Annotated in this window: 15 protein-coding genes; 10 read left to right on the top strand and 5 right to left on the bottom strand. The window is 46.2% G+C overall.

Annotation, left to right across the window (positions count from 1 at the left end; all coding sequences use genetic code 11):
* Positions 1-53: 53 nt before the first annotated feature.
* From OGH69_RS03120 to OGH69_RS03105, 4 genes are all read right to left on the bottom strand, one after another.
* On the bottom strand, positions 54-719 hold the full coding sequence (locus OGH69_RS03120) for a hypothetical protein (protein WP_265172977.1): 666 nt from the start codon (positions 717-719) through the stop codon (positions 54-56).
* A 95-nt stretch (positions 720-814) separates the two neighbouring features.
* The gene (gene acs, locus OGH69_RS03115) at positions 815-2,719 is read right to left on the bottom strand and encodes an acetate--CoA ligase (RefSeq protein WP_265172976.1); all 1,905 of its coding nucleotides are present in this window, start codon (positions 2,717-2,719) and stop codon (positions 815-817) included.
* A 73-nt stretch (positions 2,720-2,792) separates the two neighbouring features.
* Complete coding sequence (locus tag OGH69_RS03110; RefSeq protein ID WP_265172975.1) at positions 2,793-3,014, bottom strand: DUF6814 family protein; 222 nt, start codon at positions 3,012-3,014, stop codon at positions 2,793-2,795.
* A gap of 10 nt (positions 3,015-3,024) precedes the next feature.
* On the bottom strand, positions 3,025-4,500 hold the full coding sequence (locus tag OGH69_RS03105) for an MFS transporter (protein ID WP_265172974.1): 1,476 nt from the start codon (positions 4,498-4,500) through the stop codon (positions 3,025-3,027).
* Positions 4,501-4,690: 190 nt separating this feature from the next.
* Between OGH69_RS03105 and OGH69_RS03100 the strand changes: the two genes are divergently transcribed.
* The 9 genes from OGH69_RS03100 (at position 4,691) to OGH69_RS03060 (ending at position 14,508) form a co-directional block, all read left to right on the top strand.
* On the top strand, positions 4,691-5,308 hold the full coding sequence (locus tag OGH69_RS03100) for a flavin reductase family protein (RefSeq protein ID WP_265172973.1): 618 nt from the start codon (positions 4,691-4,693) through the stop codon (positions 5,306-5,308).
* Positions 5,305-7,617: an oxidoreductase gene (locus OGH69_RS03095; protein WP_265172972.1), complete on the top strand. Its 2,313-nt coding sequence runs from the start codon at positions 5,305-5,307 to the stop codon at positions 7,615-7,617. Before OGH69_RS03100 ends, OGH69_RS03095 begins: the two co-directional genes overlap by 4 nt.
* A 13-nt stretch (positions 7,618-7,630) precedes the next feature.
* Positions 7,631-9,262: an AMP-binding protein gene (locus OGH69_RS03090; protein WP_265172971.1), complete on the top strand. Its 1,632-nt coding sequence runs from the start codon at positions 7,631-7,633 to the stop codon at positions 9,260-9,262.
* On the top strand, positions 9,246-9,683 hold the full coding sequence (locus OGH69_RS03085) for an acyl-CoA thioesterase (RefSeq protein WP_265172970.1): 438 nt from the start codon (positions 9,246-9,248) through the stop codon (positions 9,681-9,683). Before OGH69_RS03090 ends, OGH69_RS03085 begins: the two co-directional genes overlap by 17 nt.
* Positions 9,684-9,787: 104 nt before the next feature.
* The gene (locus OGH69_RS03080; protein WP_265172969.1) at positions 9,788-10,762 is read left to right on the top strand and encodes a carbon-nitrogen hydrolase family protein; all 975 of its coding nucleotides are present in this window, start codon (positions 9,788-9,790) and stop codon (positions 10,760-10,762) included.
* Positions 10,762-11,253: a hypothetical protein gene (locus OGH69_RS03075; RefSeq protein WP_265172968.1), complete on the top strand. Its 492-nt coding sequence runs from the start codon at positions 10,762-10,764 to the stop codon at positions 11,251-11,253. Before OGH69_RS03080 ends, OGH69_RS03075 begins: the two co-directional genes overlap by 1 nt.
* Before the next feature lie 175 nt (positions 11,254-11,428).
* Positions 11,429-12,529 (top strand): cupin domain-containing protein, encoded by a 1,101-nt coding sequence (locus OGH69_RS03070; RefSeq protein ID WP_265172967.1) that lies wholly within the window; start codon positions 11,429-11,431, stop codon positions 12,527-12,529.
* Positions 12,530-12,682: 153 nt separating this feature from the next.
* The gene (locus OGH69_RS03065; protein ID WP_265172966.1) at positions 12,683-13,603 is read left to right on the top strand and encodes a fumarylacetoacetate hydrolase family protein; all 921 of its coding nucleotides are present in this window, start codon (positions 12,683-12,685) and stop codon (positions 13,601-13,603) included.
* A 152-nt stretch (positions 13,604-13,755) separates the two neighbouring features.
* Positions 13,756-14,508: a maleate cis-trans isomerase family protein gene (locus OGH69_RS03060; protein WP_306354345.1), complete on the top strand. Its 753-nt coding sequence runs from the start codon at positions 13,756-13,758 to the stop codon at positions 14,506-14,508.
* A 167-nt stretch (positions 14,509-14,675) separates the two neighbouring features.
* On the opposite strand, the gene OGH69_RS03055 is transcribed toward OGH69_RS03060, so the two are convergent.
* Positions 14,676-15,299 (bottom strand): matrixin family metalloprotease, encoded by a 624-nt coding sequence (locus OGH69_RS03055; protein ID WP_265172965.1) that lies wholly within the window; start codon positions 15,297-15,299, stop codon positions 14,676-14,678.
* A gap of 136 nt (positions 15,300-15,435) precedes the next feature.
* Here OGH69_RS03055 and OGH69_RS03050 point away from each other — a divergent pair, with 136 nt between their 5' ends.
* On the top strand, positions 15,436-16,440 hold the full coding sequence (locus tag OGH69_RS03050; RefSeq protein WP_265172964.1) for an LLM class flavin-dependent oxidoreductase: 1,005 nt from the start codon (positions 15,436-15,438) through the stop codon (positions 16,438-16,440).
* Positions 16,441-16,464 lie beyond the last annotated feature (24 nt).

Below are 16,464 nucleotides of genomic sequence, written 5' to 3'. Positions count from 1 at the left end.
AAAGAAATATTATGAAAGTTTTAACGGATAGTTTAAATCATAAATTCTATATCTTATTTACAATTTTTATCTACCATAATCATCTTTTTCAAAGGGATATATTGAATGAGCCGGGTACGGCCTGTTATATTCCCTTCAAAGTCAGTAACAACAGATTCTTTTAAAAGTCCATTAGGAATTTTCTCGCCTTCATTATAAAACCGATGTGCTGTATCGTCGGGTGTAAAAAACGGAAATTTTAAGCCAAGAGTATTATCCATAATAATTTCTCTTGCTGACAGCTCTCCTTTTTTGAATTTCTTTTCATTAACCGGCAATAATTCGACCCTGCTGAATGAACGGCTGTTAATTATCGTATCGCTTTTTGGCACAACAGCATAATTATTTAGCTTTGTTTCCGTCACATGGCCTGTTGCGGGACATCTCAGGCTGATTGCCTCAACTAAAAAATCTTCTTCAGAGATTGTACTGTGATAAAACTGGCCGCCTTCTGTAATCAAACGCATGGAAACGACTTTTTCATCAACATTTATGAGTAAAATATAGCTGTTATCAGATGAATTGATAAACCTGTAATGCGTATGAGCGTGCACCTTTCCGTCATCCGCAGGATGCTCATACTCATATTCAAGTACATAATCAAATTTATATGCCTTTTGACTATATCCTTGTTTAGGAGAAAACAACACAGCTAATATCAAAATAAATAATACTTTCATACATAATACTTTGTTATTAATGTAAATTATGAAGAAAAAAAAAGGCTTCGAACATAAAGTCCAAAAGCCATTTCTTATTATTGACATAACAGTTGCTAGACTCTGGCTTCCTTGATTTGATCTACAATCTCAGGATTGAGTAATGTAGAAGTGTCACCAAAGTTGGAAAAATCACCTTCTGCGATCTTTCTCAATATCCTTCGCATAATCTTGCCTGAACGCGTCTTTGGCAAACCGGATACAAACTGTATCTTATCCAGCTTGGCAATAGGCCCGATGTGGCTTGAAATATGCTCATTGATCTCCCTGCTAAGATTATCCCTGTCCCTGCCCTCTCCGGTTTCTTTTAATATGATGAAGCCATAAAGGGCATTGCCTTTAACGTCATGCGGGAAGCCTACAATTGCCGATTCGGCTACAGCAGGATGCTCATTAATAGCATCTTCTATAGGTGCAGTACCAAGGTTGTGGCCCGATACAATGACCACATCATCTACCCTTCCGGTAATGCGATAGTAGCCCACTTCATCACGAAGCGCACCATCTCCGGTAAAATACTTGCCCGGGAAAGTAGAGAAATATGTTTCCTTAAAGCGCTGGTGGTCACCCCATATGGTGCGTGCCATGCCAGGCCACGGAAACTTGATGCAAAGACTGCCAACCACCTGGTTGCCTTCAATTTCGTTACGTTTCTCATCCATTAGCACAGGCTGTACACCTGGTAAAGGCAGTGTAGCATAAGTTGGTTTTGTAGGGGTAACGAATGGTATCGGCGATATCATTATTCCGCCAGTTTCTGTTTGCCACCATGTATCTACAACAGGCGATTTCTTTTTACCAACGTGGTCGTTATACCAGTGCCATGCCTCCTCGTTTATCGGTTCGCCAACAGAACCAATTATCTTTAGTGACGAAAGATTGTGTTTGTCTACCCATTCCCAGTTTTCTTTAGCAAGCGAACGGATAGCCGTTGGTGCCGTATAAAACTGTGTTACTTTATGTTTGTCTATTACTTCCCAAAAACGGCCAAAGTCAGGGTATGATGGAACGCCCTCAAAAATTACGGTAGTCGCACCGTTCAATAGCGGGCCGTATAATATATAAGAATGTCCGGTAATCCACCCGATGTCGGCAGTACACCAAAACACATCATTCTCTTCGTAAGCAAATATATTCTTAAACGTATAGGCGCTGTATACCATATAGCCGGCAGTGGTGTGAAGCATTCCCTTAGGCTTGCCGGTTGACCCGGAAGTATATAGTATGAATAACGGATCTTCGGCATCCATGATCTCGGCCACATTGTTGGCTTGGGCTTCATCAAGAAGCGGCTGGAGCCATTGGTCGCGGCCTTCTTTCATTGTAACGGCAGACCCTGTACGCTTAACAACAAGTACTTGTTTCACCGAAAGGCATTTTTCAAGCGCTTCATCAACTATACCTTTGAGATCAATGGTTTTACTCCCTCTATAGCCTCCATCGGATGTTATTACCATAGAACACTGCGAATCCTGTATCCTGGCTGTAACAGCCGAAGCAGAAAATCCTGCAAATACCACCGAATGTACTGCGCCTATGCGTGCGCAGGCAAGAACCGCAATAGCCAGTTCCGGAATCATGGGCAGGTATATACATACCCTGTCTCCTTTTTTTACCCCTTGTTCACGCAGTACGTTTGCCATCTTGCATACACGGTCATAAAGTTCGTTATAACTGATATGCTGTGCGTCTTCAGGGCTGTTAGGCTCAAAAATGATTGCAGTCTTATCTCCTCTTTTGGCCAGATGCCTGTCGATACAGTTTTTTACGATATTAACTTTTGCATTAAGAAACCATTTTACTTCGGCTTCCTGCATGTCAAATTCTACAACCTTATCCCACTTTTGGTACCATGTAAAATTTTCTTCTGCTATTTTATCCCAAAATTTACGGGGCTCACGAATAGACTTGTTATAATGCTTAAAGTATTGTTCTAGGCTTTTTACCTGATAGTAGCTCATTGTGTTTGCTTTTTGGAATTGTAAAGATACAATCCTTTATAAATTATTGTAAATTTTCTTAAATATTTTGACGTTAAACATTGTCATATTCGCCTTTGAGGGCATAATAGCCAAATATGCCTAACCCCAGGACAATTAAAGGTGTCAGTACAAAAAGTATGATGATGCCAAAAACAAGGTCATCCTGCCTGCCTGTATCGAACTTTGGGAGGCCAAATTCAACAATACAGAAATAGGCAGCAGCAGCAGCCAGCCAAATCCATACGATTCCGAGCATTCTTTTAAGTAATTTCATAAATCAGATTTTAATCATGTTCTGTATTATTTTTTGACTTGAGGTACACCATCCCTATGACAAAGCATATTCCCGCTATGATAATCGGGTACCACAGACCCTCCAGGTAAAATTCGGGATTGCCGCTTTTTTCGGCATTGGTGACTAAGTACGTAGAGATAGCGGGCAGCAATCCGCCAAAAATACCGTTCCCTACATGGTAAGGCAATGACATGGAGGTATAGCGAATCTTTACCGGGAACATTTCTACAAGAAAGGCAGCAATGGGCCCATAGACCATGGTTACAAAGATAACCTGGATGAAAACGAGGAAGGTAAGGTAAAAATAATCATCAGGAGGAATTTTTATAACGGTAGCTACAATCTCATTGCCTGTCTTTTCATTAATTGTTTTACGATTATATTTTATTGTCCCATCTTCATAAATTGTATAAGAATCGATTTGATTTTGATTATGGCGAATATCTTTGCTCATTTCGATTTTTAAAGAAATATCAGCAGTTTCGTACATTTCTGTATATAAATATCTATAAGAAATTATCGCCAGCAATAATCCAAGCATCATGATCGGCTTTCGCCCTACCTTGTCACTCAGCCATCCGAAAAAGACAAAAAATGGCGTACCGAATAGCAATGCTATTCCTAACAGGCTATCCACTTGTGAAGACTCAACGTGCATAACTGTTTTCATGAAACTCATGGCATAAAACTGCCCGGTATACCACACTACCCCCTGTCCCATTGCGGCACCGAATAATGCCAGCAATACAAATTTCAGGTTGTATTTGTTCCCAAAGCTTTCCTTCAGCGGGTTCTTTGTTATTTTCCCTTCTGCCTTAGCTTTGGCAAACTCAGGCGATTCATGCATTTTTTTGCGTATCACATACGATACCAACACCATTAAAATTGATATCCAGAACGGTACGCGCCATGCCCATTCATCAAACTCTTCAGCAGATAGTAATTCGCGTGTTGCCAATATCACCATTAAGGATATAAACAGGCCAAAAGTAGCTGTAGTCTGTATCCAAGAAGTCCAATACCCCCTCTTGCCTTTCGGCGAATGTTCCGCCACATAGGTTGCCGCGCCGCCATATTCGCCGCCCAACGCGAGTCCCTGCAGCAAACGCAAAAGCAATACTAATAATGGGGCAAAAAAACCTATAGTTTCATAAGTTGGTACACAACCGATAAGAAAGGTAGCCCCTCCCATGAGCAGCAGGGTAACCATAAAAGTATATTTTCGGCCTATGACATCACCCAAACGGCCAAAAAACAAAGCTCCGAAGGGCCTTACAACAAAACCGGCCGCAAAGGTTGCCAGCGTTGAAAGGAATGCCGCTGTTGGGTTGCCGTCAGGGAAAAACTTTGTAGAAATAACCACTGCAAGGCTTCCGAAAATATAAAAATCATACCATTCTATAAGTGTTCCCAGCGATGAAGCGGTGATTACTTTCCAAATGCCTTTGGTTGAGTTACCTGCCATAAATTTATCGGTTAATAATTTTTATAAATATAAAAAGCCTTATTGGAAATTAAAAAACACTATATGTATAAAATCTGATACTTTTTTGTCACAGCAATTAAAAATTCAATCAATTCCTGAACATATCACAAAAATCATAAAAACTAATCCATAATTTTTCTTTTATTTGTGGAAACTAAACAACACAGCCATGCAGATCGATCCGGCACAAACCAGCCAGAAAGATATATACAAGATACTGACGGGTGCTGTGATTCCGCGCCCTATCGGATGGATATCATCCATAAGTGAGGACGGCATCACCAACCTTGCGCCTTTTTCCTTTTTCAATGCCGTTGGCGAAGACCCGCCGCACGTAATGTTCTCTACAGTGCGTAGTGGCAACACCAATAAAGACACACTGAATAACGTGCTGGCTACAAAGCAGTTTGTAGTGAATATGGCTACCGAGGAATTAGTGGAGGCGATGAACAACACTTCTGTTAACCTCCCTCCCGACGGGAATGAGTTTGAGTATGCCGGACTAACCGCTAAACCTTCTGTTTTAGTAAAAGCCCCGCGCGTAGCAGAAAGCCCTATACATTTCGAATGCGAACTCGTACATCACTACAGCCTTGAAGACCATAAGGACGGCGGTGCAACCATAATGATAGGCCGGATCGTGATGTTTCATGTGGACGAAAGCGTATTGCTGCCTGATTATAAGATTAACCGGGAAACCTATAAGCCTATAGCCCGCCTCGAAGGCTCTAATTATTCTAAACTGGGTGAGGTTTTCTCCCTTAAACGACCTTTTATAAAAGAATGAAAATAACAGTAATAGGCGGCGGCCCCGGCGGATTGTATTTTTCGATCCTGCTTAAAAAAGCAAAGCCTGACTATGCCATTGACGTATTCGAACGCAACCGGGCCGACGATTCCTTTGGGTTTGGCGTGGTGTTTTCAGACGAAGCGCTGAGCGAGTTCCTAACCCGCGACCCGCAGTCGTACGACCTGATACGCACCAAATTTGCCTATTGGGATGAGCTTGACGTAGCCCGTGACGGTGAGAAGGTGCGGATTACCGGAAACGGCTTTTGTGGATGTTCACGTAAGACATTACTTCAATTACTACAACAACGTGCCCGGGAAGAAGGAGTGAATCTGCATTTTGAAGCAAACGTAGATGATTTAAGCCAGTTTAAAGATTCTGACATTATCGTAGCTGCTGACGGCATTAACAGCAGCGTACGCAGCCATTTTGAGCAGGAATTCGGCACCAACATCGAAATGAAAAGCAACCGCTTTGTATGGATGGGCTCTAGACGCCCATTGGATGCGTTTACCTATTTCTTCAGGACCACTCCATTCGGGACGTTTGTAGCGCACACTTACCAGTATGAGGAAGGCATGAGTACCTGGATATTTGAAACTACCGATGAAACCTGGCAGAAAGCAGGATTCTCGGTAACGAATGAGGAAGATACCATCAGTAAATTGTCTGAATTATTCAAAGAAGAGCTCGACGGCCACGGCCTGATATCCAACCGTTCGCACTGGAGGCAGTTCCCTGCGATAACTAATAAAAAATGGAGCCATAATAAAATAGTATTGCTGGGCGATGCCAAGGCTACAGCCCACTACTCCATCGGTTCCGGAACCAAACTTGCGATGGAATGCGCAATTGCGCTCGCCGATTCAGTTATAAAATATGAAGACGATGTGCCTGCTGTTTTTGAGAATTATGAAAAGCTGCGCCGCAACCGCGTGGAAATGATACAACATGCGGCCAATGTATCGCTTGACTGGTTTGAGCATATGGACCGCCACATACAGCATCCGTTCCAGCAGTTTGCCTTTAGTGTAATGACACGTGCCAAAAAAGTTACGTTTGAGAACCTCGGCCTCCGCGACAGGTCGTTCACGCAAAAGGTACTGGCGGAATTCAATGCGCATTTAGCCGACAACAAACCGGATACGCCTGCTGCGTTTACGCCGTTTTCACTTCGTTCGATGGTGCTGGACAACCGTATTGTCATGAGCCCGATGGAGCAATATTCGGCAAAGGAAGGACTCGTATCCGACTGGCATCTGATGCATTACGGGTCGAGAGCGATAGGCGGCGTAGGTTTGATAATTACCGAAGCTACAGCCATTTCCCCTACCGGAAGAATTACTTTAGGATGCCCCGGTATATGGTCTACAGAACAAACAGTTGCATGGAAACGGATAACCGATTTTATCCACCAAAACAGCGCCTCAAAAATCGCGGTGCAAATAGGTCACTCCGGCCGCAAAGGTGCGATGCAATTCCCTTGGGAGGGCAGTAACGAACCTTTGAAAGATGCCTGGGGGCTGCTATCAGCGTCCCCTATCCCATTCAACGATAGCATAGCTGAGCCGCATGAAATGACCCAGGAGGACATGGACATCATCACCGATGAGTTTGTGAACGCCGCTAAAAACGCCGACGAAGCGGGATTTGACATGATCGAGCTTCAGGCGCATCACGGCTTTTTGCTCGCATCGTTCCTTTCGCCACTAACGAATATAAGGGAAGATGAATTTGGCGGACGTATAGAAAACAGGCTGAAATTCCCTATAAGGGTGTTTAGAGCAATGCGTGAGGCATTTCCTCCTGAAAAACCGATGAGCGTGCGTATCTCGGCATCCGACTGGGCAGAAGGGGGCATTACCGATGATGACGTTGTACTAATTGCCGAAGCCTTTAAAAAAGCAGGTGCAGACATCATTAATGTTTCCACCGGGCTTACCGTTGCGCATCAAAAGCCCGCAGTGGGCAGGATGTGGCAAACACCTTTCAGCGATATGGTGCGGAATACTGTGCACGTACCAACCATCACAGCCGGTTACATACAGGATATCGATCAAATAAATACCATATTACTAAATGGCCGCGCCGATCTTGTAGCATTGGGCAAAACATTACTACTTGACCCATCGTTTGTGCGTAATGCACAGGCGTATGAGCAATATAGGGCAAACGACCTGGATTCGGTTGGCATACCGAAGCAATACATGTCGGCCGCGTCGCATTTCTACCCCTATAAGGGCGGCGAACGTAAAGTTATGGAAGGTATGAAGAGAGCGTTGAAACCTGTGACACATAAAAAGTAATAACCTTACGGCAATGAAACATTACGAAGATAATTTTGCGCACGACCACCTGCCCCACGCTTCGCTACAGGCGGAATGCTTTACCGGGCATTCGGATTTTGAGTTCCCGGACAACTTGAACTGTGTGGAAAAGCTGCTGGACAGGCATATAGCCGAAGGCAATGGCGACAGGATCGCAATTCACACGTTTGAGGGTAATTGGACGTTTCAGGAACTTTATGAAAAGTCCAGCCAGATAGCCCATGTATTAAAAGAAAACCTTGACTTTGTACCGGGCAACCGCGTACTGATACGCTCTGCAAATAACCCGATGTATGTGGCCTGTTGGTTCGGCATCCTGAAAGCGGGCGGCATTGTAGTGGCAACCATGCCTCTATTGCGCGAAAAAGAACTTAACGTAATGATCGATTGTGCGGAAATATCGCATGCCCTTTGCGACTACACTCTGGAAGAAGCGCTGATCAAAGTGGATTCGCCATTCCTGAAGCATATCATCACTTTCGACGGCTGTGGTCAGCACATTTCGAAACTGGAAACGCTGATGGGCAACAAGCCGAGGACCTTTGAAAATTATCCTGCTAAAGCTGATTCGTTAGCCATTATAGGCTTTACATCGGGCACCACCGGCAAGCCGAAAATGACCTCACATTACCATAAAGATATATTGCTTATCTGCGAGGCATTCCCTAAATATTCATTGCAGCCAACACCGGATGACATCTTTACAGGAAGCCCGCCACTTGGCTTTACCTTCGGGTTGGGCGGATTGGTGCTGTTCCCGTTCTATTACGGGGCATCGACATTTTTGATAGAAAAACCATCGCCGGACCTGTTACTGAAAGCTATTGAGGAACACAGGGTAACTATCTGCTTTACTGCCCCAACGGCATGGCGGATATTGACTACCAAAGTAAAAGACTTCGATATTTCCTCGCTCCGCAAATGCGTATCGGCGGGAGAAACATTGCCGCTAAAAGTATGGGAAGACTGGTACGAAGCCACAGGGTTAAAAATCATCGATGGCATCGGTTCCACCGAAATACTCCATATCTTTATATCTTCGAACGATGAAAACATGCGCAAGGGCGCTACAGGATTGCCTATACGGGGATATGAGGCAAAGATAGTGGACAGCAAAGGCAACGAAATTACCGATGCCAGTCCTGGACGGCTTGCAGTACGCGGCATTACCGGCTGCAAGTACCTGAACAGCCCGGATAAGCAAAAGGAATATGTAGAGAATGGCTGGAACATCACCGGCGACATTTTCCGCAAGGATGAGGACGGGTATTTCTGGTTCGTGGCCCGCGGTGACGACATGATCATCTCATCCGGCTACAACATTGCGGCCATCGAAGTTGAAAGCGTACTGCTGGCGCATGCGGACATAGCTGAATGTGCTGTTGTAGGGCTTCCCGACGAGAACCGCGGGATGTTGGTGTGCGCCTACGTGGTGTTGAAGGACAAAGAAAAAGCTTCGGATGACCTGACCAAAGCGATACAGGACTGGTTCAAGAACGTGGCGGCCCCCTATAAATACCCAAGGGAGATACGCTATATGGATGCATTACCGAAAACGGAGACCGGAAAAATACAACGATTTAAACTAAAAATACAGTACAGGCCTAATGGAAAAAGCATTTAAAAAAGATGAAACTGTTCGTTTCCAGCACGTTGATTTTGCCGGGATTGTGTTCTACCCACGCTTTCTGGAAATGCTCAACAATATAGTTGAGGACTTTTATGACGAGATACTTGACATGCCTTTTAAAAACATCCATAAAACAGGTGGAATACCCACGGTTGACTTAAAGATACAGTTTAAAAAAGCAGCCCGATTAGGCGATGTATTAACGAAATACATTTGGGTAAAGAAAATAGGCGTATCATCAATGAAGTGCGGGTTTAAGTTTGAGCATGCCGACGGATCACTGTGCCTGGAGGGCGAAGTATCTCTTGTAAGGGTAGAATTCAATGAAGGGCGCGACGATATAAAATCGAGTCCCTTTCCTGATGAAATGAGGGAAAAACTGGAGGAATATTTCATCCCGGATCCGAGATTTTAGGGTATCGCTAAGAGGAAAAAAGGGTACTGTAAGGAGGATATTTGAGACTAAGCCTGAAATGCCCAAAAAAAGTACATCAATAATCGATAATCCAGAATTAAAATATGTTTCATTTACCAAAATTCAAGGCTGCCGCAGTACAGGCTTCACCGGTTTTCCTTAACGTGGATGCCACGGTGGATAAAGCCTGCTCGATAATTGCCGAGGCTGCCAATAACGGTGCTTCACTCGTGGCCTTCCCTGAAGTCTTTGTGGCCGGCTACCCCTACTGGAACTGGATCATGACACCGGTACAGGGCAGCAAGTGGTACGAGAAGCTGTATGTGAACTCTATTACCGTACCCGGGCCGGAAGTTGATAGGATATGCCAGGCGGCAAAAGAACACAACTGTCATTTGGTCATCGGTGTAAACGAGCGCGGACAAAGCTTTGGAGAGCTGTACAATACCAACCTGATAATCGACAATAACGGCAACCTTGTGGGCAAGCACCGCAAGCTGGTTCCTACCTGGGCGGAAAAGCTCACGTGGACCGGTGGTGACGGGTCGTCACTGAAAGTATATAACACAGACATTGGCCCGATAGGCACTTTGGCCTGTGGGGAAAACACCAATACGCTGGCACGCTTTACGCTGCTGACACAGGGCGAGCTGATACACATTGCCAACTACATTTCCCTCCCCGTTGCCCCCCCTGATTACAACATGGCAGAAGCGATAAAGATAAGGGCGGCAGCACACTCGTTTGAAGGGAAGCTGTTTACGATTGTGTCGTGTTCGACAATCACCAAGGAGATCATTGACATCATGAAGGAAGATGTGCCCAATGCCGAAGAACTGCTGACACGCAAGAACAGCGCGTTCTCGGGTGTCATTGGGCCGAATGGCGCGGTAATCGGCGAGCCGCTGATCGATGAGGAAGGGATCGTGTATGCAGACATTGACCTCTCTAAATGCATACAGCCCAAGCAGATGCACGACATCCTGGGCCATTATAACCGCTTTGATATCTTCGACCTGCGTGTGAATACTGCCCCGAGGAAGAACATTACGTTTACTGATACGCAGGAGGATTTTTGATGTTTGGGAAGTTAAAAGGCCTGACGATTGTAAGCCTTTTGATGATGGCTGGGGCACTTTGGCTTACCAAGCTGAAGTACGATGATTTGGATGTTCTTACGACAGGCAGGGAAGTAATTGTAAATATTGTTGATGTGCCAACACGATGCGGTGAAGGCTCAAGAAGCAACAAAGCTCGTTTCAGGTTTAACTACCTTGGAAAGATGCACGTTAAGAATTTCAAGGGATTACATTGTGACGAAATATTTAGAGGAGGTACTTTTATTTTAATGACGGATTCGGAACATTCTGTCTTTTTGTTTAAAGATGAGGGTTCAGAAATAAAATCAGATGTAGCTGCCGGTATTGGCCTGGCTCTAATGTTTGGGATATTCGCCATCATAGGCCAACGTCAAAAAGATAAGTCGCTCATTCCAAGAGTAAGGAATTATAAAAAAGAGAAAAAGCCGAGACAGCCAAGAATGGGACGTTACGGAAATAAGATAGAATAATACGAAACAGTAGGAAAAGCCTCCAAAAATAAAAGTAGATAGCCGTTAGCCCTGACTGAAGCGGCATCCCCCGCTTTTTCGGCGGGGATACAGCGGAAGGCAGGAACAGGGATAGCTGGTTTGAAACTGGCCATTCCGCTTTAAATAAAACAAATTCAACTAAATAAAGTTTAGTATGGAAACAAAATATGACGACAGTGTTTTAGGCCGTGCGCGGGTGCAGGACACCCCGGAGTTGGAAGCCTATTACAAAGAGTTGGAAAGCCTTGGCGCGGGTGCCTTATGGACGGTAGCGAACGACATCGAGCCATGGGAGCCGCGTACCTCGTCGGTGCCGATGCTTTGGAAGTACGAGCAACTTCGGGAACTGGTACTGAAATCATCGGAACTGGTTACGCCCGAGCAGGCAGGCCGCCGCGTGGTATATTTAGTCAACGACAAGCGCCGCGATGTGAGCGCCGCCGTGGGCTGGCTGTACACCGGAATCCAGGTGACAAGGCCGGGCGAAAGCACGTCGGCGCACCGGCATAAGGCTTCTGCCCTGCGCTTCATTATGGAGGGTGAAGGCGGCTACACGGTGGTAGACGGCAACAAGATCATGCTGGAGGTCAACGATTTTGTGATAACGCCCAACAGCACGTGGCATGAGCATGGCGTAGAGGAAGGCGGTAAAACCTGCATTTGGCAGGACGGGCTGGACATTCCGCTTGTGAATGCACTGGAAGCCAACGATTATGCGGTATTTGACGGCAAGCAGCCATTAGTTGCTCCGGTAAACCATTTGCCCATGACATACAGCGGCGTGGGACTGGTTCCTGCCGACAGCGGTTGGGACAAGCCCTACTCTCCCCTATTCAAATATTCGTGGAAGCAGGTGTACCCGGCGCTTTTGGAAGCTGCAAAGGTGAATGAAGGTTCGCCCTACGATGGCATACTCATGCATTACACCAACCCGCAAACAGGCGGCCACGTGATGCAGACCATGGGCGCTTCGATACAACTGCTTCGCCCAAGCGAGCACACGCTGGCACACAGGCATACGGGGTCGTTCGTGTACCAATGCGCGAAAGGACACGGCTACTCCATTATTGGCGGCAAGCGTTTTGATTGGAAAGAACGGGATATTTTCTGCGTACCGTCGTGGGCGTACCACGAGCATGTAAACCTGAGCGAGACCGAAGATGCTTGCCTGTTCTCTTTCAATGACCTGCCGGTGATTACGTCACTGGGGTTGTACCAAGAGATGGAGCATCCGGACAAATACCAAACCGTTTAGTTTTCAGTCGCAGTCGCAGTTTTCAGTTAGTAACGATTGTCAGTTCGAGCGCAGTCGAGAACAACAATTGTATATCGTAAGCATCTCGACTGCGCTCGATGTGACAAAAAATGTGGAATTAAAACAAATAAGATAGACAAACAACCAAAATAAATGAAATTAGTTACCTACCGAATAAACCATGCGCCGGAACGCCTGGGGTTTTTAGAAGAAAACATGATCGTGGATGCGCACAAGCTGGGACAGCTGAAAAGCAGCCACCTGCCCGACAACATGCTCGATTTTATCGACCTGGGCATGGAAGGCCTTAACCATGCGGTGCATTTGATGAATACAGCGACCAAAGAAGAACTGTTGGACTGCTCGATACCCTTGGCGAATGCCACATTGTTGGCCCCAATACCAAGGCCGCGCAAGAACATCTTTGGCATCGGCCTGAATTATACGGAACACGTGGCAGAATCTGCAAGGACACTGGACACTGCCAAAGAACTGCCGCAACAGCCTGTAATCTTCTCGAAGCCGCCAACAGCGGTTACAGGAACTGAGACAAACATCATCCATAACCAAAAGATCACGCAGCAGCTGGACTGGGAAGTAGAGCTGGCTGTAATCATCGGCAAACATGGCAAAAACATCGCGAAAGAAAATGCGATGGACTATGTGTACGGCTATACGGTGATCAACGATATCAGTGCGCGCGACTGCCGCAGGGCCGGGCAATGGATCGTTTCCAAAGGGCAGGATACCTTTGCGCCTATGGGCCCAATGATCGTGACCCGCGATGAGATCGCCGACCCGCACAACCTGAACCTCTCGCTAACAGTAAATGGTGTTGAGAAGCAGAACTCCAACACAAAATTCATGCTGTTCAATATTGAAGAGCTGATACACGACCTGAGCACGGTGTTTACACTCGATGCAGGCGACATCATTGCCACCGGAACCCCTGCAGGCGTTGGCGCAGGCCGTAGCCCACAGGAATGGATGTGGCCGGGTGATGTGGTGGAAGCTACGGTTGAGGGAATTGGGACGTTGCGGAATACAGTTGTTGATAGTGAAGAAGTAAAATAGTAAAGCACCAAATAACAAATCTCAAATTCCAAACAAGCTCCAAATCTCAAATTCCAATCTTAGAGAACGGTAGCAGAGGTTTGAAATTTTGAATTTAGGAATTGGAATTTGTTTGTTATTTGGCTTTTGGAACTTGGAATTTAAAATAAACAATGAAAAAAACATACAGAATTGGCCAGATCGTGCCGAGCTCCAATATTACCATGGAAACGGAGATACCGGCCCTGCTGCGTTCGCGCGAGACGATTGCGCCGGAAAGGTTTACCTTCCACTCCAGCCGCATGCGCATGAAGAAAGTGACCAAGGAGGAACTGGAGGCCATGGATGCCCAAAGCCTGAAATGTGCACAGGAGCTTAGCGATGCCCGCGTAGACGTAATGGGCTATGCCTGCCTTGTTGCCATCATGAGCATGGGTCGCGGCTACCACTGCGTATCGGAAACGAACCTGCATGAGGAGACCGTTAAGAATGACTGCCCCACCCCTATTGTGACCAGCGCGGGTGCATTAATTAACGGATTGAAAGTGCTTGGCGCGAAAAAAGTAGCGGTGATCACTCCCTACATGAAGCCGCTTACACAGCTTGTTGTTGATTACATCGAGCATCAGGGCTTTGAAGTGGTAGATTCCATTGCACTTGAAATTCCTGACAACCTGGAAGTCGCGGCACAGGACCCTATGAACCTTTTGGATATTTACAAAAGGCTGAACCTTGAAGGCGTTGAAGTACTGGTGGTTTCGGCATGTGTGCAAATGCCATCGCTGGAAGCCATTGATGCCATTGAGAAAGAGATCGGAATTCCCGTAACCTCGGCAGCGGTTTGTACTACGTATGAAATGCTAAAGAAATTAGGGCTTGAGACGAAGGTGCCTATGGGCGGGGCGCTGCTGAGCGGAAAATATTAGTCCTCTATTATTCCCTAATTTTAACCACATAGGTACGTAGGCTTTGGTTTGTGGCTAAAAGTTACTCATAGTATGAAGCGATGCTTCAACTATGTTTCACGCTGTTTTGAGAACTTTCTAAAACCTATGTATTTATGTGGTTAAATTAATTGTGTTGGGCATTGCCTTTACAATATCTTCTTTTTACAATCTTCACACAATTCCGGCTGTGCATTATAAATGGTGGCGATCTTTTCCACAGCATCGGTCATTACACACTTTTTATTTGGGCAATGGGGCAGGCCAAAATTATGGCCGAGTTCGTGTATCGCTACCTTTTTGAACCGCCCGAAATGCACCTCCCTGTCCTTATGCTTTAGGCGAAAACCTGAAATGATGCAACTTTTCCCGGGGCAGTATGCCAGCCCCATGATGCCGAAGTCGTTGTACTTCCATTCCGGTTTTTTTACGGCGCCATCAGCATCTTTTTTGGTAACCGAAATATCGCTTTCGGTCAGCCCCATTACATAATCTACGCCTTCGGGCATAGATCGCTGCTGTAGGGCAATGAGGCTGTCAGCGCGGTAGCGTGGCGATTTTATATTTACGAATGCCGTTTTGGTCGGGACTGCTTCAGGCAGTAATTTTGTCTCCACGCCATAATATTCCGTAATGGATTGCCTGAGCATAGCTACTTTTTCACTGCTGATGCCTTTGTAAGGGATAACACCCACGACGGTCGCATCGGAAACAGGTTTGTCGGCGCAGGAAAACAGCAGGAAACAGGCGAATAGCAGGGTAAGTGTTCTCATATCCAAATGTATGAAATTCCTTTATACTGATGCAGTAGTTTATTTTGCGTGCCGCCCCGGTACCTACTAACCTAAAGCATAGCGGTAAAATCCAAATCATATCTGTAACTTTGCAGGATACAGTTTTTGCATCTACATGAAAAATATAAAAATAAGCGTGCTCGACCAGTCGCAGGTGGCACGTAACAGTACTGCGGCACAAGCTTTAGCCGATTCTGGCAAACTCGTACAGCTGGCCGACGAGCTGGGCTTTGAACGTTATTGGGTCAGTGAGCACCATAATTTCAAGCTAGTCGCTGGTACAGCCCCCGAGGTGCTCATCCCCTACCTTGCCTCAAGGTCGGAGCGCATCCGCGTAGGGTCCGGGGGCATCATGCTGCCCAACCACAGCACATTGAAAATGAGCGAGAACTTCGGACTTTTATCTACACTCTTCCCGGGGCGCATCGATTTTGGGATTGGGCGTGCGCCGGGCGGCGACAGGCTTTCGGCCCACCTGCTCAACCCATCCAACACCTTTAGCGAGAAAGATTTTTTCCAGCAGCTGAAAGATGTTCAAACCTATCTTGGCGGGGACGGCACCGAGGCTTCGGAAGGAAGGGTAAAAGCCTACCCTGCCCCGGAAATATTGCCCGAATTCTGGATACTGACCTCAAGCGGGGGCAGCGCACAGTTTGCAGCCCATTTCGGGATGGCGCTGTCGTTTGCCCATTTCATCAACCCCTTCGGCGGGCCGGAAGTAGCAGCCATTTACCGTGACAGCTTCAAGCCGTCGGCAGCATTGCAGGAACCGAAAGTGAATGTGGGCATATTTGCCTTTTGCAGCGAAGACGACCAAAAGGTTGAGGACTGGATAACGGAGTTCGACTACCGCATGCTCCACATTGAGATGGGTGCTACGGGCGACCTGCCTTCACTCGAAGAAATCAAAGCCATGGACTACAGCATGCAACAGCGTGCGCGCATTGCCTACAACCGCAACCGCTTCATTGCCGGATCGCCAAAGTATGTACATAAAAAGCTAAGCCAACTGGCAGAAGATTATAATATAGATGAGATCATGATTGCCACTTGGGCTGATGATTTTGCCGACAGGAAGCGTTCGTATGAATTGATTGCTGAGATGTTCGCGACTAAATAATAACTATTTAGGCAACGAATTGCA

Origin of the sequence: Flavobacterium sp. MFBS3-15, from assembly GCF_026107645.2 — a bacterium.
Lineage (GTDB): Bacteria > Bacteroidota > Bacteroidia > Flavobacteriales > Flavobacteriaceae > Flavobacterium.
This window is presented reverse-complemented; position numbering and strand designations above follow the sequence as displayed.